The following is a 23,965-nucleotide window of genomic DNA, read 5'->3' on the forward strand; positions in this document are numbered from 1 at the left end:
TATAAAGTGCCGAATTACTTCCGACAATGTCATTTAGACCAATTCCCAGAGAACTTTTACGCAAGGGACAAAAATTGCATTACAATGGCGTTTATTTTAAAAAATGGTTGTAGTTTAGGCAGATCATGAGCCCATCAAACCAAAAACGTACACGAGCAAAAATCTGTGGAATTACTCGTAAGCAAGATGTTCAAGCAGTAGTCTCAGCTGGAGCAGATGCGATAGGTTTTGTTTTTTTCCCGCCAAGTCCAAGAAATGTAACAGTTGAACAAGCACAAGAATTAGCAAAACTTATTCCGCCTTATGTACAAATGGTGGGTTTGTTTGTAAATGCGAGTGCCACTGAAATTCAGGATGTACTTGATTGTGTTCCCCTAGATGTATTACAACTACATGGCGATGAAACTCCAGAACAATGCCAAGATATTGCTCGCCATTGTAAACGTCGCTGGTATAAGGCGATTCAGGTCAAACCTGATCTGGATGTAGTTGCTGAAATTCAAAAATATCAGGCAGCTGGTGCCAGTGCTGTATTGCTCGATGCATGGCATCCTGAGCTTAAAGGGGGCACAGGTCATCAGTTTGACTGGTCTAAATTCCCGAAACTTGATATTCCATTAATTTTGGCAGGTGGTTTAACCCCTGACAATGTCATTGACGCTATTCATACTACCGGTGCTTTTGCAGTAGATGTGAGCGGAGGCGTAGAGTCCGCAAAAGGTATAAAAGACCAACAACTCATTGAACGATTTATGCAAGGAGTCCAACGTGGATCAGCAAAATAATGTGATTGACTATACCCAATTCCCAGATGCAAATGGGCATTTCGGTATCCATGGCGGACGTTTTGTGTCAGAAACATTAATGGCGGCATTAGAAGATTTAGAAAATCTCTATTCCCGCATGAAAAATGATGAACAGTTTCTGGCAGAATTCGACCGTGACCTCGCCTACTATGTAGGTCGTCCTAGTCCACTTTATTATGCTGAACGATGGTCAAAAGAGTTAGGTGGTGCGCAAATTTATCTTAAACGTGAAGACCTGAACCATACAGGCTCACACAAGGTAAATAACACGATTGGTCAGGCATTATTGGCAAAGCTTTCTGGCAAAAAACGTATTATTGCCGAAACTGGTGCAGGGCAACATGGTGTAGCAACAGCAACAATTGCAGCACGTTTAGGTCTTGAATGTGTTGTGTATATGGGTGCTGAAGACGTTAAACGTCAAGCAATGAACGTTTATCGTATGCGTTTGTTGGGTGCTACAGTTGTACCTGTGCAAAGCGGTTCTAAAACATTAAAAGATGCCATGAACGAAGCAATGCGTGACTGGGTAACCAATGTTGATAGTACTTACTATGTGATTGGTACAGTTGCTGGACCACATCCATATCCTCAATTGGTTCGTGACTTCCAATCTATTATTGGCCGTGAAGCACGTAAACAGATCCTGGAGCAAGCAGGTCGCTTACCAGATGCGTTAGTTGCATGTGTGGGTGGCGGTTCAAATGCAATGGGCTTGTTCTATCCATTCTTAAATGATGCCAACGTGAAAATGTATGGCGTTGAAGCTGCTGGTTTTGGTATTGAAACTGGAAAACACTCTGCACCATTAAATGCAGGGCATGTTGGTGTGTTGCATGGTAACCGTACTTACCTCATGAGTGATGCACAAGGCCAAATTATCGAGACACATAGTATCTCGGCAGGTTTGGACTATCCAGGTGTTGGTCCTGAACATAGCTTCTTGAAAGATATGAAGCGCGTAGAATACGTGCCAATTAATGATACTGAGGCGCTGCAAGGTTTCCGTGATTTAACCAAGATTGAAGGGATTATTCCTGCGCTTGAAAGCTCACATGCAATGGCGTATGTCTCTAAGCTTGCACCAACCATGTCTAAAGATCAGATTATTATTGCCACTGTTTCAGGCCGTGGTGATAAAGATTTAATGACAGTTGCACGCATTGATGGCGTAGAAATGGTCGAAATGTAAGAGGATACAATGCCAAGTTTGTTTATGGTGATGTTAGGCGGGCGTCATGCACGTGCTAATACAGAAGTCCATGATGTTGTCATGGCGGTAGGAGATACTTTGGAAGAAGTTTATCCTCAACTTAAACAGGCTTGGTTTGGTGAGGCTCAAGGATTACATATCGATGCTTGGGCCAAGCTCTCTGGTGTTAACTCTCAAGGGCAGAACTATCAAATCCAGTTTTCTGATGCAGCGCCGTCAGCTTCAGATCTAAAGTTGTATTTGATTAATCTGGGTGGCTATACACCTAATGCTTTTGGTGAGTTACATAGTTATCATTTGGTAGTTGCACCTAATGCGGTAAGTGCAAAACAATTAGGTAAACAGTTTATTGATCAAGAGTGGTATAAGCCACATACCGACCGTGTAGTGGATATTGATGATTGCATTCCGATTGACCATATTGCAGGTCGTTATATCCAATTAGTACAAGGTGAGTTCAATCCAACGTGTTGGGAAAACACTTATTTACTTCTCTAAGTGTTCTTAAAAAAGGCTTAAAGGCAAAAATAAAATATAAAAAGTTGCTGATCTCATGTATAGCTCTCTCAAATCGCAACTTTTTTCTAGCACTATTTACAATTCATCTGCTTAGACTAGAAGCTCAACATAAGCTCTTTGGAGTAATCAAAATGGGTCTTCTAGATGAAGTAGGTAAAATTGCTGGTGCAATTATCGCAGAACAAGGCGTCGATAAATTAGATCCAGATGCAGGTTTTCTAGAAAAAGCAGCAGGTGCCTTTGCTGGTTATGAAGCAGCAAAAATCGCTGAGAAAAAATTGGAAAATCAGGACAGTAACGAGCAAGAGTCAGAACCAGAACAAGCAAATGATGATGATGCTTAACTTTTAGAAATTGAATTGCACTTAAATCATGAGTTGAATTTGATTTTGTTGATGGATTGGGTCATAGCTACTGCAATAGACCCTCAAAGAGTTTAAGTTATCGTATATCGATTTAAGTGAATAATAGAAAAAGAGCATATCAATATGCTCTTTTTTTATGGCTCAACAAAACTTATTTGAAGATCAAAACAGATAAGTAGCCAATTGGTTAGTGATCAGTCTATTATTAGTCAATAGATGAGCAGGAAATCAACGGATAATAAATAATGGATTTAATTCAAGAAAATGGACAGCCTCGTTATGGGCGTTTTGAATCTGTACCGTCGACCATTCATGTACAACGTTATATTTATAAAACACCTTATGGTAAAGCCTTAAAGGGCTGGCGGAAGCAATTAAAGTATAAAAAATTTAAATTCTGCGGCATTCAGCATAAGCACTACAGTATTGGTTTAGCAATTGCAGATATTGGTTGGGTTGGACATGGGTTTTTCTATATCTATGATCATGAAACAAAGCAAGTCATTGAGTGGAATGCGATTCAGCCCTTAGGTCATAAAACTCATCTTGATGAACAGCCGTTATTTAATCAAAGCTATTTTTCTAAATCGCCTTATCAGATCGATATTCAGCATGCCAATGGTGTGCGATACATTCGGGTGACTAAATATGGTGAAATTTGTTTGAGTGCCCGTATTTTTTGTGCGGGGACAGATATCTTAAGTTTGTGTACCCCAACAGGTATTAATGGTTGGACGTATACCCAAAAGCAGACCACTTTGGCTGTTGAAGGTATGTTCATGAGTAAACAAAAACAACTTGTGCAATTTGATGAAAAGACATTTGCATCATTAGATGATACCTGTGGTTTTTTACGTCCTGAAACAGCGTGGTTTTGGCTTTCATGTAATTTTTGGGATGAGCAGGGGCGACGTATTGGGTTGAATTTGGCTTCTGGGGTTAATGAAAGTTTTGGTAATGAAAACTGTTTATGGGTGAATGGCGTTTTATTTCCACTTACAGATGTTTTATTTGAAAAAATAAATGATGAGACATGGAAAATTAGCTCTTTAGATCAAAAGCTTAATCTGCAAGTCCATATTGGTTGGTGTCGATACGAAAACATTAATTTAAGGATGATTGGAAGTCAGTTCAATCAGTGGCAAGCTAAAATTAGCGGCAGTATTGAACATGAGGCAATTGATACAATCACTTGCAATGAGCAATACGGGCTACTAGAACAACATTATGCAAAATGGTAACAAGCAGGTTATAAACCTGCTTGCCAAAATGCTTCACCCGCTGCGATTGGGTCATTTGTTTTTTCTAAAGTCTCGATCCAAACAGGATATTGACGAATAACTGGATGTTGGCTTGGGTGAAAATCTTTTTTAAACCAGTCCAGATATTGTTTTTTCATGGCGGTTAATGTGCCATTTTTTCCAAAGAACCAAGGTAAACCTTTGAGTGTCATCGATAACCTTTCTTTAGGGCTAAAGCCATCACATTTCAACATAATGTTGGTTCTATAGAGTGTAAAACCAAACATGAGTACAGTTGTTAAAACAAGTACAAAGCGACGTGTTGACTCTGGAACTTCGCCCACCTGTCTCATAACATCAAATGCAACATCTCGATGTTCCATTTCTTCAATGGCATGCCATGCAAATAATGCACGAACATAAGGATGTGCATTTTCTAAAGTTTTTTTATTGCTATAAAAAGTTTCCGCCATTAATGCTGTTAAATGTTCAGCTGCTGCTGTCATGGCAATATTGTATTGTGGTGAACGTTGGGTAAGCTCAAAACGGAAAATTCTTTTAAGTGTGCTTGTGAACTCATCTACAGGCATACCTTGCTCTTTCATGAGCTGATTCATTTTGTCATGGGCAATACCATGTTGAGCTTCTTGTTTAATAAAATCTGCCACTCGCTTTTGTAGTCCTGGGTCATCAATTTTGTCACGGAACATTCGTACACATTCAATGAAGTAACGCTCTCCGTCTGGAAAGGTTAAGCTGAGTGCATCAAACATACGAGTCAAAAAGGGATCGTTATTAAACCAAAATCGTGGTGCTTCATTTAAATGAAAATCTAGATCTTTGCGAACCACTGGCTCGACCTGATAAGAAACATGTGCGTTCATCTTTGTATTTCTCGCAACTAAGCTTTTCCTTAGTATGTCGTGAATGGTCGGCTTTGTTTTGACAGTTATCGCCAATTTTTATACAGTTTGCGACAAGATGGCAGTAAAAAAAAGGAAACGCCATGCAAGAATTTACGATCTCTAACGGATACTTTTATCTTTGGAATACGTATTTAAAAGATAAGGGAGTCGCTTGGCAGACACTTAATTTAAATGACACTCAAACTCGCCAAGTTCAAAATATTTTGTCTGCCTCTATTGATGCTCAATCTTCTTTGCATCTTTTCATTGAGCTTTTAGAATTGACCGAATCTCGATTGCAAGTGACCAATTTGGCTTTAGAAATGGCAGCCTGTATTACACCTGCCAACTTTGGGGTGCTGGGTTACATGGCATCTAGAAGTGATACTTTGGGGCAAGTGGTTCAGTATATTGCTAAGTTTCACCGCTTAGTCATAGATGGCGAGCAAGTTGTACCTATACAAATTGAGCAAGATGCTTCTAAAATTCGATTGTATTGGCCTTTAGTTGATGCCAGTAATATTGTACTTAGTGAGTTAACTTTAGCAGCAATGGTACAGCTCGCTAAAGAGATTGCTCCCTTACATGATTTTCTTTTACAGCATATTGAATTTGTACATCCACCTCGAGGTGCGCTCGTTCATTATCAACGGTTCTTTCAGTGTAAATTGTCATTTGACCGACCTTACTATGCATTAACTTTTGCAAGTGAAAGTTTAAATGTTCGTCCCCAGCATGCAGACCCAACTTTAGTACAGCTTTTAGTAAAACAAGCCGAAGAAGCTTTGGTTCAAAGAAAAGTACATACCGATTTAGTTCAGCAAATACATTGGATCGTACAAGAATATTTCAAGCATAAACAGCAAGCACCCAAAATAGAAGATATTGCCATCGAGCTCAATGTTTCAGTGAGGAGCTTGCAACGCCAACTACAGGCATTAAACACTTCATTTAAATTAATTTTAGATGCTGAGCGTATGAAGCGCTGCGAGATATTGTTAAGTCAAAATGAAAGTCTTACAGCAATTGCTGACCAGTTGGGTTATTCCGATCAGTCTGCACTTGCAAGAGCACATAAAAACTTAACAGGACAAACGTTACTCACTCGTAAAAAGCAATTGCAACTCGCCCATAAAAATACAGAGTAATAGAGTTTTTGATGTTTTTTTGCTCAAATTGCAAATAAATAATGACTCAAAAATAGGAAGCTTTGATCATTGAGAAAAGTTTCAAAATATTGATAAATGTACGCCATGGGTTGTATGAATCATACAATCGAATATCGCCATAACGTTAGACCTGTTCAATGAGCAAAAAATAGCGTTAAAATGCGATGTTCTTGTATTTCTACAAACAACTCCTCAATTTTAAATAATTCAAGGAAAGCACAACCCTATGTCACGTCTTGCCACCCGTTTTGAAAAGTTGCAGTCCCAACAGCGTAAAGCACTTGTATCTTACGTCATGGCGGGTGATCCACAGCCACAAGTAACAGTACCGTTACTTCATAAAATGGTTGAGGCAGGAGTAGACGTCATTGAGCTTGGTTTACCATTTTCAGATCCAATGGCTGATGGGCCAGTAATTGCGCTTGCGGCTGAACGTGCACTTGCAGCAGGGACTAATACCTTAGATGCATTGAACATGGTAAAAGAGTTTCGTGAACAGGATCAGGAAACACCTGTAGTTTTAATGGGTTATCTCAATCCTGTTGAAGTAATTGGTTATGAAAAATTTGTTTCTTATGCGAAACAATGTGGTGTAGATGGCTTATTACTTGTGGACTTACCACCAGAAGAGTCAAAAGAATTTGGTGCAATCTTAAAACAGCATGATATGGACCAAATCTTCTTACTTGCACCAACTTCAACCGATCAACGTATTCAACACGTAGCAAATCAGGCAAGTGGGTTTATCTACTATGTTTCACTTAAGGGTGTAACAGGTGCAGCGACTTTAGATACTTCTGAAGCGGCTGCGCGTATTGAAAAAATCAAGAGTATGACTAACGTTCCAGTTGGCGTTGGTTTTGGTATTAGTGATGCTGCTTCCGCGAAAGCGATGGGTAGTGCTGCAGATGCTGTGATTGTAGGTAGTGCTTTCGTTAAATCTTTTGCAACGTTGACAGCTGAAGAAGCTGTTGAACAGACGGTGAATAAAGTCAAGGAGCTTCGAGCAGCGCTCGATGAGTTAGTATGAATCAAGAAGTGAAATCAGGGAAAGTTCTTAGCCCTTCGACACCATGGACACAACGACCAGTTCCAGGTATTGAAGTTGCAGATGAGCAACAGACTCTCAAAGCAACATTTACTGAGCCGACTATTGAGTGCCCTGAATGTCATGCTTTAGTGACACGTACAGCTATATCTTTTAACGCGTATGTATGTCCACAGTGTGACGAACACTTAAAAATGAAAGCTCGCGATCGCTTAAACTGGTTCTTCGACAATGTTGTGACTGAATTAGGTCAAGAGTTTAGCGCGAAAGATCCATTAAAGTTTGTTGATAGCAAACCGTATCCAGAACGTATGCGTGAAGCGCAAACTAAAACTGGTGAAACGGAAGCATTAATTGCCATGCAAGGTAACTTAAATGGCGTAGACATGATTGCATGTGCTTTTGAGTTCGACTTTATGGGTGGCTCAATGGGTACTGTAGTAGGTGACCGTTTTGTTCAGGCTGCTGAGCTTGCAATTGAAAAACGCCAACCATTAATCTGCTTTGCAGCTTCTGGTGGTGCGCGTATGCAAGAAGGTATGTTGTCGCTTATGCAAATGGCGCGTACTTCTGCTGCGATTCAAAAATTAAAAGATGCTGGTTTACCTTATATCGTGGTGTTAACACATCCAGTTTATGGTGGTGTAACAGCTTCTTTAGCAATGTTGGGTGACATCCATATTGCAGAACCTAAAGCAATGATTGGCTTTGCTGGTAAACGTGTAATTGAGCAAACTGTACGTGAAACATTGGAAGAACCGTTCCAACGTGCTGAATATTTGCTTGATCATGGTGTAATCGATCAGATTGTTCATCGTCATGCTTTACGTGATACTGTATCTCGACTTGTATCGAAATTGATGAACTTACCTTGAAACAACAAGCTCCACTTTCAACAGACTCTTTAGATACATGGCTCAATTATTGGAGCCATGTTCACGTTACAGGGATCGATCTTGGTCTGGAACGTGTTATTCCGGTGGCAGAAAAATTAGGCGTGACTAAACCCGCTGCTAAAGTTTTTACTGTTGCCGGAACGAACGGGAAAGGTTCAACCACAACTACACTTGCATCTATATTAAAAGCGCAAGGCTATAAAGTTGGGTTGTATCAATCACCGCATATCTATCGTTTTAACGAACGGGTCAAGTTAGGTGGAGTCGAGGTTGATGATCAAAGCCTGATTGATGCTTTTGTGCAAGTTGATCAGGCTCGTCGTGATTGCGATTTAAGCTTATCTTTTTTTGAAGCAACCACTTTGGCTGCTTTTGTCATTTTTAAGCAACAGCAATGCGATGTATGGGTGCTTGAAGTCGGTTTAGGTGGGCGTCTTGATGTCGTCAACGTCATTGATCCTAATATTGCTGTAATCACCAATATCGGTCTTGATCATACTGACTGGCTAGGCGATACCATTGAGAAAATTGCTTTTGAAAAAGCAGGTATTATTCGCCCTGATATTCCAGTGATTTTTGCAGGTGAACAATCTTTACCTCAGGCTATTCAAGATAAAGCCAATTCTTCACAAGCGACGCTATATGCAATCAATAGAGATTATTTTTATAAACTCGCCAGTGACGGAAAACACTGGTATTTTGCAAGTGAAGGAACTACTTTAAAATTACCACTAGGGTCACTTGCAATTGAAAATATTGCAGGGGCAGTGGCTGCTGTATTAAATAGCGGACTTGAAATCTCGCAATGCGCGCTAGAGCAGGGTATTGAAAATGCACGCTTAGCAGGTCGTTTTGAAGTGCGCCAAGTTGATGGAAAAACCGTAATTTTTGATGCCGGACATAATCCACATGGTGTTGAATTTTTGTTAAAGCAATTGCGAAATTTCTTAGAATACAATAAACAGTACACAGAAGTTGTCGCAGTATTTTCAATGCTGGCAGATAAAGATATAAAATCAGTAGTGGATTTATTGAAACCTACTGTTTTACATTGGAAAATTGCTGAGTTGAATGTGCCGCGTGCTGCACCGATTCAGCAGTTGAATGACGCCCTACAAGGCCAGACAATACAACAATTTGGCAATATCAAAGAGGCTTTTAAATCAGCGCTTGAGCAAACAAATAACAATCAGCTGATTTTAGCCTGTGGTTCGTTTCATACTTTAGAAGCGATTTGGGAGTATTTGGAAGAATGTCAATGAATAACAAACAACGCTGGATGGGTGGCGTTGTTTTATTAGGTGGTGGTGTTTTATTGGCAGCATTACTTCTAAAAGGAAATGAAGAAATAAAACATGTGGGCGCTGAACCACAGACCTCAACATCACCGAAATTACACGCTAAACCAAAGCCATCAGCACAAGAAGGGCAGATGGTACAGCTACAACCGCTTGCAGTGGATGTAGAAACAGAAAAACGTCTTCTTGAAGAACAACGCCGTTCTCGTGAAAAAGCTGTAGCGGAACAAGAGGCTCGTGCTGCCGAATTCTTGGCAATGCAACAACAGGCAGAAGCAGATGCAGCCCGTAAAGCTGCTGCCGAATATGCTGCAATTAATGCTCGCCGAGCTGCTGCTCAAGAAAGCTCAGATAACATTCCTCCTGAAGTTGCAGGTTCTGATGGAAAGACAAAAGGACAGCAAACTGATACAAAAAAGTCAGTAGATACAGCTAAAGCAGAAGCCGATAAAAAAGCGGCTGAAGCAAAGAAGCAAGCAGAAGCCGACAAAAAAGCCGCTGAGGCAAAGCGTCAGGTAGAAGCAGATAAAAAAGCTGCAGAAGCCAAGAAGCAAGCAGAAGCTGATAAGAAAGCTGCTGAAGCTAAGCATAAAGCAGAAGCCGAGAAAAAAGCGGCAGAAGCTAAACATCAAGCCGAGGCAGACAAAAAAGCTGAAGCTAAGAAGCATGCTGAAGCAGAAAAGAAAACAGCAGAAGCTAAGCACAAAGCTGACGCTGAGAAAAAAGCTGAAGCTGAGAAAGCGCGTGAGCTGCTTGAAAATGGCGATAAAAAGTGGATGGTACAGGTTGCATTGGCTGCCAATCAGGCAAATGCAGATGCTGTTGTCTCTAAACTACGTGCTAAAGGTTATAAGGTCACGACAAGTCCGACCAGTAAAGGTATCCGTATTATGGTTGGACCTGCGAAAGACCGTGATACCGCAGATGCAGCTCGTAAGAAAATTACGTCTGACTCCAGTTTAAACATGAAGTCAGCTTGGGTCATTGATTGGGTGCCATTAGATCAGCGCTAATCTGATCTAAGGTTGATTCAAGATCTAATTAAGATGGATTCGACAATTGTTGTTGAATCCATTTTACATTTTCAGGGGTAAATAAACGGTCAATATTTTTCCAAATAATATGATAACCGTATCCGCCTTGCTTCATTTCTTTGACTGCATCATCAATTGCCCAATGTTCAAAAATAATTCGATACATCGCTACGCTAGCACCAGTACGGTCTGAACCGTGGTAGCAGTGTAATAAAACACGTTGATTATTTTGTTTAGCAATTTTAATTTGCTGCATGACTTCTAACAGGTCTTGTCTGTTAATTGCCCATGTGTCGATAGGAACGTGAACAAGATTAAATTTTTCATTTTTAAATACTAATTCATCTGAGTCTTTAGCTCTTAAATTAATGATAGTTCCGATTTCATGACGTTTTAATTCGGGAATCATTGCAGCATTTGGTTGTTCGCTACGAAAAACATCATTGCTCACTTGGTAAAAGTTATGTGCTTCGGAAACTAAAGTTCCCCAATCTTTAGGTCTTTGCTCATGTGCAATGCTTTCATGTTGCATACATCCCTGTAGGTTTAGACACAGAACAAGGGCGATGAGGGAGAGTTTTTTCATGTTTGATACCGTCGAAGCTCATGAGGGTCATGGGCACAAATAATTTCAATCGTTGGCTCATGTTGAGCCAAATGCTGTAATTTTTTAAGGTTAATAAGACGCTTTTCATTATCTTCTGCAAACGTTTTTTCCAGAAGCGTTAGCGATCTTAATTTATTTTCAGGATTTAACTCTAGATGTGAGTAGTAAGCATCTCCGCAGAACAACAACCACTGATTTTGTTGTTTGATGGCAATACCACAATGTCCAGCGGAATGGCCTAATAATGGCACCATTAAAATTTCATCTTGGAATAACGGAAAACCTTTTACTTTTTCAAGATTAAACCATTTTTCACCTTGCTGATATTCAACGAAATTCCAGTATCGATGCTGATTATATTGATTGGTTCTATAGCGAAGTTTACCTTTAAAATTAGGTAATTGTGCAGCATTATATTCAGTGGCTAAGACATGAACTGTGGCATGAGGAAAGTCAGAAATGCCACCTGCATGGTCAAAGTCGAGGTGAGTCACAAAGATGTGCTGTACATCTTTAGGATGAAAACCTAGTTTTTGTATTTGCTGGATTGCACTGAATTCAAGATTCGTCTCAATTTTCCCCAAACGTTTAACTAACGAGCCAAGGCGTTGTTGCATGTGTAAATAGTCTTGCAGACCAAATCCTGTATCAATGAGTACAAGCCCACGGTCCGTCTCTACTAAAAGACAATGGCATACAACTTCGGCTTTCCAGCCTTTCTGCCCAAATAAAGGTGCACAGACAGGACACATACTGCCGCATTTTAAATGATGAATTTTATGGATCATGATTATTGTTTTTTGAACAAACTCCTTGGAAGTTATAACTGATCTCGACACTAAAAACCATGTGTATTCAATAATGAAAAAAAGCCATCGGGTGAGATGGCTTGGAGATGGAAACATTTGGTTCTATGTTTGGGCTAGTTTTCTTTATGCTTTTTTTATTATTGGTTACGCAGTTTGCTTGTCTTGAAAATAAGCATTTCAGATGCTTGCCTACGCACTACGTTTGTCTTGCGCCTCGATTAAAGCCTTTTTAAAGGCTTTAATCTAACTCACAGCATAGCTGTTCGTCTTGCGTTCAGAGCGAGCGATGCTCGCTTTATCCTCACTCATCAGGTTGGGGTGTGAGGCGCAAATAAGGTTTTACTGCGGTATAGCCTTTAGGGAAGCGCTGTTTAATTTCTTCTTCATCTTTTAAAGAAGGAACAATCACAACATCTTCACCTTGTTTCCAGTTCGCAGGCGTAGCCACTTTATGCTTATCTGTTAATTGTAATGAATCCACGACACGTAAGACTTCGTTGAAGTTACGACCAGTTGAAGCAGGGTAGGTAATAATTAAACGAACTTTCTTGTTTGGATCAATAATGACTAAAGAACGAACTGTAAGTGTTTCACTCGCATTTGGATGAATGAAATCGTAAAGTTCAGACACTTTACGGTCTTTGTCAGCAATAATTGGAAAATTAACCGTAGTATTTTGAGTTTCGTTAATGTCGTTAATCCAGCCTTTATGCGATTCAACATCATCTACAGATAGGGCAATCGCTTTAACATTACGTTTTTCAAATTCGTCTTTTAATTTTGCTGTATAACCTAACTCTGTTGTACATACAGGTGTATAGTCAGCGGGATGTGAAAATAAAATGCCCCAACTATCGCCTAAAAAATCATAAAAATGAATTGTGCCTTCGCTTGATTCTTGTTGAAAATCAGGGGCAGTGTCTCCTAATCGTAATGTCATGATCTTTCCTCAGTTGCTTAAAATTTGTTATGTGTTGAAATGAATATGACGCAATTTATTTATTATTAAAATTATTGTTTTTTTATTTTATTATGAATTTTTTATATAAGTGTAAATATATATGACTAAAACTCACTAATTTAAGAACTGAATCAATGTAACTTTAAGATAAATTTGCTAAATTAGATTTCTCGGAAGTTGTGTTCAATAGATGAGCGTTAATATTGAGTTTTTAGGTGCCGGACATATTCAGCGGCCTTAGAGAAAGGTTGAAACCGTTTGTCTAACTATCAGATTTTTTTTATGGGTTTTGTGCAAAACCCTTGTACTTCAAATTTCTGGCACCATAATAAACGACTGAGAAAAAATTTATTCATTTGACCAAGCAAGATTTAGAGAGTTTATCCATGTTGGCAAGTCTGATCGGAGGTATCTTCGGTACAAAAAATGAGCGTGAACTCAAACGCATGCGCAAAATTGTTGAGCAAATCAATGCGCTCGAGCCGACGATATCAGCTTTAAGCGATGCAGACTTATCTGCAAAAACTCCAGAATTCAAACAACGTTATAACAATGGCGAAAGTTTAGATAAGTTACTTCCTGAAGCGTTTGCAGTTTGTCGTGAGGCAGCAAAACGTGTAATGGGCATGCGTCACTATGATGTGCAATTGATTGGTGGTATTACTCTACACGAAGGCAAAATTGCCGAAATGCGTACCGGTGAAGGTAAAACCCTTATGGGTACTTTAGCGTGTTACTTAAACGCATTAAGTGGTCAAGGCGTTCATGTGATTACTGTGAACGATTACTTGGCACAACGTGATGCTGAGTTAAACCGTCCATTATTTGAATTTCTAGGTTTAAGCATTGGTACAATTTATTCAATGCAAGAACCGTCAGAAAAAGCAGCGGCTTACCTTGCTGACATTACCTATGGTACCAACAACGAATTTGGTTTTGACTACTTGCGTGACAACATGGTGTTTTCTTTGGCAGAAAAGAAACAACGTGGTTTGCACTATGCCATTATCGATGAAGTTGACTCAATCTTGATTGATGAGGCGCGTACCCCATTAATTATTTCTGGTCAAAGTGAAGACTCTTCACACCTCTATACTGCAATCAATACGATTCCACCAAAATTACACCCGCAAAAAGAAGAAAAAGTTGCCGATGGTGGACATTTCTGGATTGATGAAAAGCAGCGTTCAGTTGAAATGACTGAAATCGGTTATGAAACTGTAGAACAAGAACTCATTCAAATGGGCCTGTTGGCTGAAGGTGAAAGCTTATATTCAGCAACAAACTTAAACCTTGTTCACCACGTGTCTGCTGCTATTCGTGCGCACTTCTTATTCCAACGTGATGTTCACTATATTATTCATGATGGTGAAGTGATCATTGTTGATGAGCACACTGGTCGTACAATGCCGGGTCGTCGTTGGTCAGAAGGTTTGCACCAAGCAGTTGAAGCAAAAGAAGGCTTGGAAATTCAGCCTGAAAACCAAACTTTAGCAACAACTACATTCCAGAACTATTTCCGTCTTTACAAAAAGCTTTCAGGTATGACAGGTACTGCTGATACTGAAGCTGCGGAAATGAAAGAGATTTACGGTCTTGATGTTGTCATTATTCCGACTCACCGACCAATGATTCGTAATGACCAAAACGATTTAATCTACTTAAACCGTAATGGTAAATATAATGCGATTATTCAAGAAATTATGAATATTCGGGAACAAGGTGTTGCACCAATTCTAATTGGTACGGCAACCATTGAAGCCAGTGAAATTCTATCTTCTAAGTTGATGCAAGCTGGTATTCACCACGAAGTGTTGAACGCTAAACAGCATGAACGTGAAGCAGATATTATTGCTCAGGCAGGTAGCCCAAATGCAGTAACAATTGCAACCAACATGGCTGGTCGTGGTACAGATATTATCTTAGGTGGTAACTGGAAAGCCAAACTTGCCAAATTTGAAAACCCGACAGCAGAAGATGAAGCTCATCTGAAAGCACAGTGGGAACAAGATCACGAAGATGTATTGCAAGCAGGTGGTTTGCACATTATTGGTTCTGAACGCCATGAATCACGCCGTATTGACAACCAGTTACGTGGTCGTGCGGGTCGTCAAGGTGACCCTGGTGTTTCTCGCTTCTATTTATCTCTTGAAGATGACCTGATGCGTATTTTCGCAGGTGACCGTGTTGTTGCCATGATGCGTGCAATGGGCTTACAGGAAAATGAAGCGATTGAACACAAAATGGTAAGCCGTTCTATCGAAAATGCACAACGTAAAGTTGAAGCACGTAACTTCGATATTCGTAAGAACCTATTGAAATACGATGACGTGAATAATGAACAACGTAAGATCATTTATTCACAACGTGATGAAGTTTTAGCGGAAAACACTTTACAAGAATATGTTGAAGAAATGCATCATGAAGTCATGCAAGCCATGATTGCTAACTTTATTCCACCAGAGTCAATTCACGACCAATGGGATGTAGAAGGCTTGGAAAATGCTTTACGTATTGATTTAGGTATTGAGTTACCAGTTCAGGAATGGTTAGAGCAAGATCGTCGTCTTGATGAAGAAGGTCTAGTTGAACGTATTAGCGATGAAGTGCTTACACGTTATCGTCAACGTCGTGCTCAAATGGGTGATGAGTCGGCAGCAATGCTTGAACGTCATTTCGTTTTAAATTCTCTTGACCGTCATTGGAAAGACCATTTGGCTGCAATGGATTATTTGCGCCAAGGTATCCACTTACGTGGCTACGCGCAAAAGAACCCAGAGCAGGAATACAAAAAAGAAGCATTTAACTTGTTTGTAAACATGTTGGGCGTTATTAAAACTGATGTTGTGACTGATTTGTCTCGTGTACATATCCCAACACCAGAAGAGCTTGCAGAAATGGAAGCTCAACAACAACAGCAAGCAGAAGCAATGAAGCTTTCTTTTGAGCATGATGATGTTGATGGCTTAACTGGTGAAGTGACTGCTTCTCAGGAAACACTCAATGAGTCGGTTGATAACCAACAAATGTTCCCTGTTCCTGAAAGTCGCAATGCACCATGTCCATGTGGTTCTGGTTTAAAATATAAGCAGTGTCACGGCAAAATTTAATTTGCTTGATAAAAAAAAGCAGAACAATTGTTCTGCTTTTTTTTGGTTTGTAGTAAGCCTGTGAATAATGTTTGCAGTTTTAAGCATTAAATGCTATTTACTTCTCATCCAGAGTGTATGTTGGAAAGACAATGAAAAAAGTATTACAACCCTTATTTTTAGCTGTTCTTGCTGTGCCAAGTTTTGTTTTCGCAGCAGAAACAACTTCAGCCCCTCAAACAACAACGGTTGCTAAAGTTCGTGCAGCAACTGGTCCAACTTCGGCTCAGGCTGTAGTGAAGCAAGAAAATACGACGGTAATTAGCCCTCGTACAGGTATTCGTTATACATTGGGTAATACAGGTAATCGCCCAATCATTTTACAAACTGCTGCGATTGCTCCAGCAAACTCTGCAAACATTAATCGTATTGTTGCAACTAACCCAGCGTTGTCTGCGAAAAGCCAAGAAAAAGCAAAAATTGCTTTAATTGGTGAAGCCGCAGTTGCGGGTGCAGCAGCTGTAGCAGCAAATAATGTAACTGCTCCAGCGGCGACAAATGGTGTTGCGCCAGCAAACCCTGCATCAATGAATTAATTTTCATATATAAAAAAGCCGGTCAATTTTGAACCGGCTTTTTTATATTAGGGTGTTTGAAAATATTTAAATCTGATTATTTACATCGTCATTTTTTGTTTCACGTATTAATAAAAACGCGACCAATGATAAAAGTGATGCTGCTGTCAGATAATAACCAACTGCATATAAACCATAAGTTTCAGCAAGTTTTGTGGCAATCAGTGGGGCAAACGATGCACCAAAAATACCAGCCAAGTTAAAGGTTAATGCTGAACCTGTATAACGAACTGAAGTTGGGAAAATCTCTGAAAGAACTGTACCAATCGGGCCATAGGTCAAACCCATAATTGATAGGCCAGTACATAAGAAAAGAAAGACGATGAGCGTATTTCCAGACTCTAACATGCTAGAGAAGAATAATCCGAAGATCGCAGCAGCGATACATACGCCAACTGAAGTGGCTTTACGTCCAAATTTTTCTGCAAAAATAGCAGATAAAGGAATGAATGCTGCAAAACAAAGTGTCGCAAAAAGTTGAAGTTCTAAAAACTCACCACGTGCATACCCCAGTTTCGTCGTTCCCCAGTTAAGCGCGAACACTGTAGTGAGATAAAACACAACGAATGTACAGATCGCTGCAATCGTGCCGAGAATAAGCTTACCCGTATGTTTCGTGACAACTTCTTTAAATGGAATATTAACTTCTTTTTGTTTATCTAAAACTTTCTGGAAAGCTGGAGTTTCATGGAGTTTTAAACGGATATATAAACCAACAATGACCAAAATTGCACTCGCAATAAATGGAATACGCCAGCCCCATTGCATGAATGCCTGTTCAGGAATAGCCGCACTTAAAAGTAAGAATGATCCAGTTGCTAAAATAAAACCAATAGGGGCGCCAAGCTGTGGGAACATGCCATACCATGCACGCTTACCTTCTGGTGCATTTTCAGTTGCAAGTAGTACAGCGCCACTCCATTCGCCTCCTAAACCTAAACCTTGTCCTAGACGGCAAGCCGCTAGTAGTAAGGGAGCCACAATCCCGATTTGTGCATAAGTTGGAAGTAGGCCAATACATACCGTTGATATACCCATGGTCAGCAAAGCTGCCACTAGTGTTGCTTTACGGCCAATACGATCTCCTAAGTGACCAAATAGTGCTGCACCAATAGGACGGGCAATAAAGGCAATCGCAAAGGTTGCCAGAGACTGTAAGACTGCGGCACTGCCACTGCTGGCAGGGAAAAACAGATGTGGAAAGATAATCACGGCAGCAGTTGCATAGATATAAAAGTCGAAGAACTCAATGGTTGTACCGACTAAGCTTGCAAATAAAACTCGTGCTTTTGAATTAGTGGCTACTACAGGAGCAGCAGTCGCAGAGGTTGACTCCATATAAGTCCTTATATCAATTAAAATTTATTTTTAGTTTGCTATCCTTTTTTAAAAGATAATTTTCTTAAAGAATAGCGTGAAAGAACATCATCCATGACTCTTTCAGGATCACTGAATATGAGTGAAAAATGGACTAAATAACGTACCAATAGATTGCAAGAAAGTGTGCTCCTGCACCTAAAAGCACAAAAATATGCCAGATTGCATGGGTATATCTTACCTTTTTTAATGCGTAAAACAATGCTCCAACAGTGTAAGCTAAGCCCCCAGTAATTAAGAACATCAAAGCATCTTTACTTAAATAAGTACGCATATCATCCATTACAAAAACGGCAAGCCATCCCATTAGAACATAAGCAAGTAATGAGATTTTCTGAAAACGGTGAATGAAAACTAACTTGAAAAGTGTACCAATTGCAGCAATCGCCCAAAGTGCGATAAGTAATATATGTGCTTTGGATGTAGGTATCGCAATACTTAAAAACGGGGTATATGTTCCTGCAATTAAGTAATAAATAGCAGTGTGATCGAGTTTTTTATACCAGTAACGTAAGTTTTGGGTTTGCGCAAAGTGATAAAGAGTCGAACTGGTAAAAACGAGAATTAGGCTAAAAGCGTATACCCACAAACCTACCCACTGAGCAGTTGAAAGATAAGATCCTTTTATAATTAAAAGGATAGCGGCAACCACGGCCATAATAACGCCAGCACCATGGCTATAGGCATTAAAAAGTTCTTCTTTGGGGTCGTAAGTTTCTAACACCGATTTACTCATAAGTTTATTTTTTTGATTAAAAATACAAATGTATAGAAATACAAAACAGTCGTAAAGTTATTTTATTTTTAATCCTATACCCTTTAAACTTTCAGTTTATATGAGTCACCATTCTTTAGGTATATCTGTGTCGGTTTTCTCCTTTGAGCAAGAACAGCAATTCTTTCATGAAATCAAACAAATGCTTGATGAGCAGAGTTTTGAGCGTTTGATTTTGAGCCAATATAAAGGAGAGTTGGCACAGCTAGAAAAAATCACTTTCCGCATTGTAGAGTTAAATGGGAAAAAGCAGCTTTCAGCTTTATATCATTATACTACTCAAGATGTGACCAAAAACTATACCTTTGAAGAGGGTCTAGAACAGATCGCAACGTTGATTGTTCAATGCAAACAAGCAAATTTATTTTCAACTCTGCAAGAAATTCAGCTTAAAAAAAATAAGAAAAAAGCCATGCTTAACATTGGGAAAAAACAAAGTACGAATACGGCTCCAACTGTACAAGCGCATGATCGTGAGAAACAGCGTTATGTACAGCAGAGTAGTGCATTTTTAAAAGAGCTTGGTATTACTGATGAGAAAGCTCAAATCATTCCAAGTATGGCTCGTAAATGGAAGCAAATTAATAAATTTATCGAAATTTTTGCGAGCGCGTATGAACAAATTGATGCAGAGCAAAAAGAATTACGCATCGTCGATTTTGGTTCAGGGAAAGGTTATTTAACTTTTGCTTTGTATGATTATTTACAGGAACAACAAAAGATTCCTTTAATTACGGGTGTAGAGCTGCGTCGTAACTTGGTGGAGTTCTGCCAGAATGTGGCAGACAAAGTGCATTTTAATCATTTGGACTTTTTTGAAGGTGATGTACGTAGTTATCAGCCAGAAAAGCTAGACGTTATGATTGCTTTGCATGCGTGTGATATTGCGACTGATTTTGCCATTCATACCGGAATTCGTTTGAACGCTTCAATGATTATGTGCGCACCGTGCTGTCACAAAGAGTTGCGTCCACAACTACATAGTCCTGAAGTTCTACAACCGATGCTACAGTTTGGTATTCATGCTGGGCAACAAGCTGAGATGTTAACTGATACATTACGTGCGTTACTTTTAAAAGCGTATGGTTATGAAACTAAAGTTTTTGAGTTTGTATCACTTGAGCATACCAGCAAAAACAAAATGATTTTGGCAACAAAACGCAAGAATGTTTCACAACCTGATGCGAAGATTATGGCTCAAATCCAAGCATTGAAAGAAATGTACGGGATTAAAAAACATACCTTGGAACTGTTATTACAAGATCAATTGCCGATCGAAAATATTGGCTGCAAATGCTAGGAAGATGAGTGAATGTATAAAGTTATAGCGGATGATTGGGAGCAGCTTGAGAAAGATGCAAAATACATCCGTGAGCAAGTCTTCATTCAAGAGCAAGGCATTGCGCCTGAAGATGAATGGGATGATTTTGACGCCACTGCTGTGCACTTTATGGCGTATGACAAAGAGCAGCCTATCGCTACAGCACGTTTGTTACCGCAGCATAGTGTAGGGCGTGTTGCTGTTTTAATGCCTTATCGAAAGCAGGGTATTGGTAAAATTTTAATGCAGCATATTATTGACTATGCGCGTAATCAGAAACTGCCTTATTTAAAGCTTTCTGCGCAAACTTATGTGACAGCTTTTTACGAAGCTTTAGGTTTTCAGATGCAAGGTGAGGTTTACCAAGATTGTGGTATTCCACATATTGATATGACTTTAGCGTTAAGTTGAGATTCCTTTTTAGAAATCTCAACGTTGAATTACTTCATCGCATTCCAGTTTTCGATAGCTTGTAAACCAGTCTCTAAACCAACTTCATAACTATAACGAAGCTTTTTCGGATTTGTGGTTAAGCGGCCTGCCATATTTTTAAGAGGCGGTGGACACACTTCTAAAATTTGCTGGTCTGGGTTTTGACCACGAACAAAATCTACCGAAGCGTTATAACGGGCACAACGGTTCCGTAAACTGCTTGCAAAACCATAGTAATGTTTAAACGCATATTTTGCGAGGAATTGGTCGCCTCGGCTACTGCCCTTAAAGTAATTTTTAGGGCGAGTGCGTAAAACTAACAGCTTTTTAACGCCACTTTGCTGTGCTGTCCAGCGAACGGGTAAGGCATCTGCAACGCCGCCATCAAAGTATGGTTCACCCATAATATCGACGGGATGACGCGTTAAAACCGGAATTGAGCTAGAAGCACGCAGTGCATTTAACAGATTATCTTTACCAGCACGAAGATACTCAGCATGACCTGTTTTAGCATGCGTCAACACCATATAAAAATCTGGATTTTTGGCAAAAAGGCTCTGTTGATCAAGAGGATGTTCTTTTTCACCAATTTCCCACATCCATTTTAAATCAAGTAAATCGCCACCTTTAAAGAAGCGCTTATAATCGATAAATTCAGGACGCAGTGAATGGTCAACATAAAATGTTAAAGTTCGGCCTTGCTGACCTGCTAAGTAGTTAGCCACATTGGTCGAACCGGAAGATACACCAACATATAAGTCAAAAGGATTGAACTGTTGTTGTAGAAAAGCATCAAGTACACCACTGGTAAAGGCACCACGCATGCCTCCACCTTCTACAACTAGTGCATTGCGGGAAAAATCTGTCATTTGAAAAATATCTGATTACTGATGTGAATGCTGATGTTCTTGCATGTCCATTCCAGGCATGTTGTCATGCTGACTTTGTTGATCTGTCGATTTTTCAGCTTTTTGTTGCATTTCGTGCTGTTGAGCTTTGCGCTGAGCACCTGGCATATAGTCAGGTTCATTACTCATTGCTAAATAGAAAAAGCCAAGGAAAATCGCACTTAAAACACCAACGATCAGAACAAATTTCCAGCCTAAAACTGCTGATTCGGAAGAATTTTTATCGGACATAAGGATTTCTCGAATGTGCTGTAGAAGCACAAAAATGAAGTCTATTTATAGCATATTTAGGCTGTAGGCAGAAATCTTAAAGGGCATAAAGAACATAAAGAAAAACCCATATAAATAAAATATATTTATATGGGTAAGGTTTATGCAGTTTTTAAATATTCATTACGTCTAAGTTATTGAATATTTTGCTTCTGCTCAGCTTTGGTTTTTAGTAATGCTGGTGGTGTGAATCTCTCACCATATTTGGTAGCTAACTCTTCGGCGCGTTTTTCTGCTTTCTCAATACCATATTGATTGAGGAATTGAATCGCTCCACCAGTCCAAGGGGCATAACCAATTCCAAAAATAGAACCGACATTGGCATCAATAACCGATTCCAATACACCTTCTTCGTAACAACGTAAGGTATCTAAGGCTTGTACAAACAAAATACGATCAATCATATCTTGCTCGGAAATATCGTGATCTTTCTGCCAGCGGTTTAAGCCTTCCCATAGGTGTTTTTTACCATTTTCAGGATAGTCATAGAAACCTGCGCCAGCAGCTTTACCTTTACGGTTTAACTCATGAATCATGGTATGAATCACTTCATCTACTGGTGTTTTCGGTAGCTCTTTGCCTTCGGCTTGTAAAGCTTTACGTGCTTCGCTAGCAACATGCTCGGTTAAAGTTAAAGACACTTCATCTTGAATCGCTAGTGGTCCCACAGGCATGCCTGCTTTCAGTGCTGCCATTTCAATACGTGCTGGGTGGACACCTTCGGCAAGCAAGCGCATACCTTCTTGAATGAAAGTACCAAACACACGACTGGTAAAGAAGCCACGGCTATCATTGACAACAATTGGTGTTTTTCCAATTTGCTGTACAAAGTCGTAGGCTTTCGCAAGTGTCTCTGCCGAGGTGTTTTTACCTTTAATAATCTCAACCAACTGCATTTTGTCGACAGGGCTAAAGAAATGCAGACCAATAAACGCTTTATCATCTTTACTTGCTTGAGCTAAACCTGTGATTGGCAGGGTTGAGGTGTTTGATGCCATTACGCCATTAGGCGCTAGGTATTGTTCGGCTTCTTGAGTGACTTTCGCTTTGAGTTCTTGATTTTCAAATACAGCTTCAATAATTAAATCACAGCCTTGAAGGTCTTGAGCTGACGCTGTAGCCGTAATGAGCGATAAAACCTGATCGCGTTTTTCTGCGGTCATACGGCCTTGTGAAACACGTTTATCTAAGAGTTTTTGTGAGTAAGCTTTGCCTTTCTCAGCATTTTCAACAGATACATCTTTAAGTACAACAGGAATGCCTTTAATTGCTGTTGAATAGGCAATGCCCGCACCCATCATGCCCGCACCTAACACACCCACTTTAGTGGCTTGCCATTTTGCAACGTCGGCAGGGCGGCTTGCACCAGACTTAATTGCATTTAGGCCATGCCAGAAAGTGCCAATCATATTTTTAGAAATTTGGCCTGTTGTAAGTTGAGTAAAGTAGCGAGACTCAATACGCAGTGCAGTATCAACATCGACTTGAGCACCTTCAACTGCGGCAGCCATAATTGCTTCAGGAGCAGGGTAGCAGCCTTTGGTTTTGTCTTTTAACATGGCTGGTGCAATTGCAAGAACTTGTGCAACTGTCGGAGTTTTTGGATCGCCACCCGGAATTTTATAACCCTTCACATCAAAGGGCTGTTGAGATTTCGGATTTGCCTTTATCCAAGCAATTGCTTTATCTAAAAGCTCTTGTTCATTTTCAGCTGTGTCATGAATTAAACCTAAAGACTTGGCTTTATCAACACCGAACTGTTTGCCTTCCATTAAAAATGGGAACGCATTTTGAAGTCCTAATAGGCGTACCATACGGACAATACCGCCGCCGCCTGGTAGTAAACCTAAAGTAACTTCTGGCAGGCCAAATTTGCTTTTCGAGTCATTGATTGCAATACGGTGATGGCAACTTAATGCAATTTCCCATCCACCGCCCAGTGCCGTTCCATTCAATGCTGCAACAACTGGAACACCAAGCGTTTCAATTGTACGTAAATGACCTTTTAGCTTTTCAACCATATTGAAAAACTCAGTTGCATGTTCAGGCTGAACTTGAATTAGCTCATCTAAATCACCGCCTGCAAAGAACGTTTTTTTAGCTGAACGGAAAATAACCCCTGAAAGTTTTGTTTCTGCTTTAAGTTTCTGAGTCGCTTCATCGAGCGAGTCACGAAACTCAGCATTCATGGTATTTGCAGATTGTCCAGTTGAATCAAGCGTTAAAATGACAATATTGTCGGCATTTTTTTCGTATTGAATTGCACTCATCTTTTATATCCCTAATT

General features: G+C 39.8%; 23 protein-coding genes. 14 read left to right on the forward strand and 9 right to left on the reverse strand.

Annotated features, from left to right (window positions below; all coding sequences use genetic code 11):
- Positions 1-125 precede the first annotated feature (125 nt).
- From NE363_RS02965 to NE363_RS02985, 5 genes are all read left to right on the forward strand, one after another.
- Positions 126-785 carry a phosphoribosylanthranilate isomerase gene (locus NE363_RS02965; RefSeq protein ID WP_151740938.1) on the forward strand — a complete coding sequence of 220 codons (660 nt, stop codon included), beginning with the start codon at positions 126-128 and terminating at the stop codon, positions 783-785.
- Entirely contained in the window at positions 769-1,998 is a 1,230-nt protein-coding gene (trpB, locus tag NE363_RS02970) for a tryptophan synthase subunit beta (RefSeq protein WP_004705701.1), read from the forward strand. Before NE363_RS02965 ends, trpB begins: the two co-directional genes overlap by 17 nt.
- A 9-nt stretch (positions 1,999-2,007) precedes the next feature.
- Positions 2,008-2,517: a DUF1543 domain-containing protein gene (locus NE363_RS02975; protein WP_445535793.1), complete on the forward strand. Its 510-nt coding sequence runs from the start codon at positions 2,008-2,010 to the stop codon at positions 2,515-2,517.
- Between the two features lie 152 nt (positions 2,518-2,669).
- Positions 2,670-2,882 carry a hypothetical protein gene (locus NE363_RS02980; protein WP_284080663.1) on the forward strand — a complete coding sequence of 71 codons (213 nt, stop codon included), beginning with the start codon at positions 2,670-2,672 and terminating at the stop codon, positions 2,880-2,882.
- Positions 2,883-3,148: 266 nt separating this feature from the next.
- Complete coding sequence (locus NE363_RS02985; RefSeq protein WP_151749784.1) at positions 3,149-4,144, forward strand: DUF2804 domain-containing protein; 996 nt, start codon at positions 3,149-3,151, stop codon at positions 4,142-4,144.
- An 8-nt stretch (positions 4,145-4,152) separates the two neighbouring features.
- Here NE363_RS02985 and NE363_RS02990 read toward each other — a convergent pair whose 3' ends face one another.
- Entirely contained in the window at positions 4,153-5,028 is an 876-nt protein-coding gene (locus NE363_RS02990; protein WP_445535794.1) for a metal-dependent hydrolase, read from the reverse strand.
- A 122-nt stretch (positions 5,029-5,150) separates the two neighbouring features.
- Between NE363_RS02990 and NE363_RS02995 the strand changes: the two genes are divergently transcribed.
- The 5 genes from NE363_RS02995 to NE363_RS03015 all read left to right on the forward strand — a co-directional run bounded on the left by NE363_RS02995 (position 5,151) and on the right by NE363_RS03015 (position 10,473).
- Positions 5,151-6,197 (forward strand): AraC family transcriptional regulator ligand-binding domain-containing protein, encoded by a 1,047-nt coding sequence (locus tag NE363_RS02995; protein WP_445535795.1) that lies wholly within the window; start codon positions 5,151-5,153, stop codon positions 6,195-6,197.
- A 247-nt stretch (positions 6,198-6,444) separates the two neighbouring features.
- Positions 6,445-7,248, forward strand: coding sequence for a tryptophan synthase subunit alpha (gene trpA, locus NE363_RS03000; RefSeq protein ID WP_004705707.1), 804 nt, complete (start codon positions 6,445-6,447; stop codon positions 7,246-7,248).
- Positions 7,245-8,141, forward strand: a complete 897-nt coding sequence (gene accD / locus NE363_RS03005) for an acetyl-CoA carboxylase, carboxyltransferase subunit beta (protein ID WP_004705709.1) — start codon at positions 7,245-7,247, stop codon at positions 8,139-8,141. The genes trpA and accD overlap by 4 nt, the downstream gene beginning before the upstream one ends.
- Complete coding sequence (folC, locus tag NE363_RS03010) at positions 8,138-9,424, forward strand: bifunctional tetrahydrofolate synthase/dihydrofolate synthase (protein WP_419332505.1); 1,287 nt, start codon at positions 8,138-8,140, stop codon at positions 9,422-9,424. Before accD ends, folC begins: the two co-directional genes overlap by 4 nt.
- Complete coding sequence (locus tag NE363_RS03015) at positions 9,415-10,473, forward strand: SPOR domain-containing protein (RefSeq protein WP_081410023.1); 1,059 nt, start codon at positions 9,415-9,417, stop codon at positions 10,471-10,473. The genes folC and NE363_RS03015 overlap by 10 nt, the downstream gene beginning before the upstream one ends.
- A gap of 28 nt (positions 10,474-10,501) precedes the next feature.
- On the opposite strand, the gene NE363_RS03020 is transcribed toward NE363_RS03015, so the two are convergent.
- From NE363_RS03020 to NE363_RS03030, 3 genes are all read right to left on the reverse strand, one after another.
- The gene (locus tag NE363_RS03020) at positions 10,502-11,080 is read right to left on the reverse strand and encodes a dual specificity protein phosphatase family protein (protein WP_419332506.1); all 579 of its coding nucleotides are present in this window, start codon (positions 11,078-11,080) and stop codon (positions 10,502-10,504) included.
- On the reverse strand, positions 11,077-11,889 hold the full coding sequence (locus NE363_RS03025; protein WP_191028861.1) for an MBL fold metallo-hydrolase: 813 nt from the start codon (positions 11,887-11,889) through the stop codon (positions 11,077-11,079). The genes NE363_RS03020 and NE363_RS03025 overlap by 4 nt, the downstream gene beginning before the upstream one ends.
- 322 nt (positions 11,890-12,211) lie before the next feature.
- Complete coding sequence (locus tag NE363_RS03030; RefSeq protein ID WP_019457512.1) at positions 12,212-12,850, reverse strand: peroxiredoxin; 639 nt, start codon at positions 12,848-12,850, stop codon at positions 12,212-12,214.
- 407 nt (positions 12,851-13,257) lie between these two features.
- Between NE363_RS03030 and secA the strand changes: the two genes are divergently transcribed.
- Together secA and NE363_RS03040 are read left to right on the forward strand one after the other, a co-directional pair.
- Positions 13,258-15,981 (forward strand): preprotein translocase subunit SecA, encoded by a 2,724-nt coding sequence (gene secA, locus NE363_RS03035; RefSeq protein ID WP_151792612.1) that lies wholly within the window; start codon positions 13,258-13,260, stop codon positions 15,979-15,981.
- A gap of 131 nt (positions 15,982-16,112) precedes the next feature.
- On the forward strand, positions 16,113-16,556 hold the full coding sequence (locus NE363_RS03040) for a hypothetical protein (RefSeq protein ID WP_019457514.1): 444 nt from the start codon (positions 16,113-16,115) through the stop codon (positions 16,554-16,556).
- Positions 16,557-16,622: 66 nt separating this feature from the next.
- Here NE363_RS03040 and NE363_RS03045 read toward each other — a convergent pair whose 3' ends face one another.
- On the reverse strand, positions 16,623-17,933 hold the full coding sequence (locus tag NE363_RS03045; RefSeq protein WP_445535796.1) for an MFS transporter: 1,311 nt from the start codon (positions 17,931-17,933) through the stop codon (positions 16,623-16,625).
- Positions 17,934-18,066: 133 nt separating this feature from the next.
- Positions 18,067-18,708, reverse strand: a complete 642-nt coding sequence (trhA, locus tag NE363_RS03050) for a PAQR family membrane homeostasis protein TrhA (protein WP_445535797.1) — start codon at positions 18,706-18,708, stop codon at positions 18,067-18,069.
- A gap of 127 nt (positions 18,709-18,835) precedes the next feature.
- Between trhA and NE363_RS03055 the strand changes: the two genes are divergently transcribed.
- Together NE363_RS03055 and NE363_RS03060 are read left to right on the forward strand one after the other, a co-directional pair.
- Positions 18,836-20,047, forward strand: coding sequence for a class I SAM-dependent methyltransferase (locus NE363_RS03055; RefSeq protein WP_086496523.1), 1,212 nt, complete (start codon positions 18,836-18,838; stop codon positions 20,045-20,047).
- 12 nt (positions 20,048-20,059) lie between these two features.
- Positions 20,060-20,479 carry a GNAT family N-acetyltransferase gene (locus NE363_RS03060; protein WP_445535798.1) on the forward strand — a complete coding sequence of 140 codons (420 nt, stop codon included), beginning with the start codon at positions 20,060-20,062 and terminating at the stop codon, positions 20,477-20,479.
- Between the two features lie 29 nt (positions 20,480-20,508).
- Here the strand turns inward: NE363_RS03060 and NE363_RS03065 are convergent, their stop codons facing one another.
- The 3 genes from NE363_RS03065 to NE363_RS03075 all read right to left on the reverse strand — a co-directional run bounded on the left by NE363_RS03065 (position 20,509) and on the right by NE363_RS03075 (position 23,948).
- On the reverse strand, positions 20,509-21,369 hold the full coding sequence (locus NE363_RS03065) for a patatin-like phospholipase family protein (RefSeq protein ID WP_445535799.1): 861 nt from the start codon (positions 21,367-21,369) through the stop codon (positions 20,509-20,511).
- A 15-nt stretch (positions 21,370-21,384) separates the two neighbouring features.
- A complete protein-coding gene (locus NE363_RS03070) occupies positions 21,385-21,639 on the reverse strand; it encodes a hypothetical protein (protein WP_019457519.1) in 255 nt (84 codons plus the stop codon).
- Between the two features lie 173 nt (positions 21,640-21,812).
- Complete coding sequence (locus tag NE363_RS03075; protein WP_445535800.1) at positions 21,813-23,948, reverse strand: 3-hydroxyacyl-CoA dehydrogenase NAD-binding domain-containing protein; 2,136 nt, start codon at positions 23,946-23,948, stop codon at positions 21,813-21,815.
- Between the last annotated feature and the right edge of the window lie 17 nt (positions 23,949-23,965).

The sequence above is a fragment of the Acinetobacter sp. G18 genome, from assembly GCF_052660225.1.

Coding starts and splice junctions, on each gene's coding strand:
- NE363_RS02965 (WP_151740938.1), top strand. CDS start 126: ATGAGCCCATCAAACCAAAAACGTACACGAGCAAAAATCTGTGGAATT.
- NE363_RS02975 (WP_445535793.1), top strand. CDS start 2,008: ATGCCAAGTTTGTTTATGGTGATGTTAGGCGGGCGTCATGCACGTGCT.
- NE363_RS02980 (WP_284080663.1), top strand. CDS start 2,670: ATGGGTCTTCTAGATGAAGTAGGTAAAATTGCTGGTGCAATTATCGCA.
- NE363_RS02985 (WP_151749784.1), top strand. CDS start 3,149: ATGGATTTAATTCAAGAAAATGGACAGCCTCGTTATGGGCGTTTTGAA.
- NE363_RS02990 (WP_445535794.1), bottom strand. CDS start 5,028: ATGAACGCACATGTTTCTTATCAGGTCGAGCCAGTGGTTCGCAAAGAT.
- NE363_RS02995 (WP_445535795.1), top strand. CDS start 5,151: ATGCAAGAATTTACGATCTCTAACGGATACTTTTATCTTTGGAATACG.
- trpA (WP_004705707.1), top strand. CDS start 6,445: ATGTCACGTCTTGCCACCCGTTTTGAAAAGTTGCAGTCCCAACAGCGT.
- accD (WP_004705709.1), top strand. CDS start 7,245: ATGAATCAAGAAGTGAAATCAGGGAAAGTTCTTAGCCCTTCGACACCA.
- NE363_RS03015 (WP_081410023.1), top strand. CDS start 9,415: ATGTCAATGAATAACAAACAACGCTGGATGGGTGGCGTTGTTTTATTA.
- NE363_RS03020 (WP_419332506.1), bottom strand. CDS start 11,080: ATGAAAAAACTCTCCCTCATCGCCCTTGTTCTGTGTCTAAACCTACAG.
- NE363_RS03025 (WP_191028861.1), bottom strand. CDS start 11,889: ATGATCCATAAAATTCATCATTTAAAATGCGGCAGTATGTGTCCTGTC.
- NE363_RS03030 (WP_019457512.1), bottom strand. CDS start 12,850: ATGACATTACGATTAGGAGACACTGCCCCTGATTTTCAACAAGAATCA.
- secA (WP_151792612.1), top strand. CDS start 13,258: ATGTTGGCAAGTCTGATCGGAGGTATCTTCGGTACAAAAAATGAGCGT.
- NE363_RS03040 (WP_019457514.1), top strand. CDS start 16,113: ATGAAAAAAGTATTACAACCCTTATTTTTAGCTGTTCTTGCTGTGCCA.
- NE363_RS03045 (WP_445535796.1), bottom strand. CDS start 17,933: ATGGAGTCAACCTCTGCGACTGCTGCTCCTGTAGTAGCCACTAATTCA.
- trhA (WP_445535797.1), bottom strand. CDS start 18,708: ATGAGTAAATCGGTGTTAGAAACTTACGACCCCAAAGAAGAACTTTTT.
- NE363_RS03060 (WP_445535798.1), top strand. CDS start 20,060: ATGTATAAAGTTATAGCGGATGATTGGGAGCAGCTTGAGAAAGATGCA.
- NE363_RS03065 (WP_445535799.1), bottom strand. CDS start 21,369: ATGACAGATTTTTCCCGCAATGCACTAGTTGTAGAAGGTGGAGGCATG.
- NE363_RS03070 (WP_019457519.1), bottom strand. CDS start 21,639: ATGTCCGATAAAAATTCTTCCGAATCAGCAGTTTTAGGCTGGAAATTT.
- NE363_RS03075 (WP_445535800.1), bottom strand. CDS start 23,948: ATGAGTGCAATTCAATACGAAAAAAATGCCGACAATATTGTCATTTTA.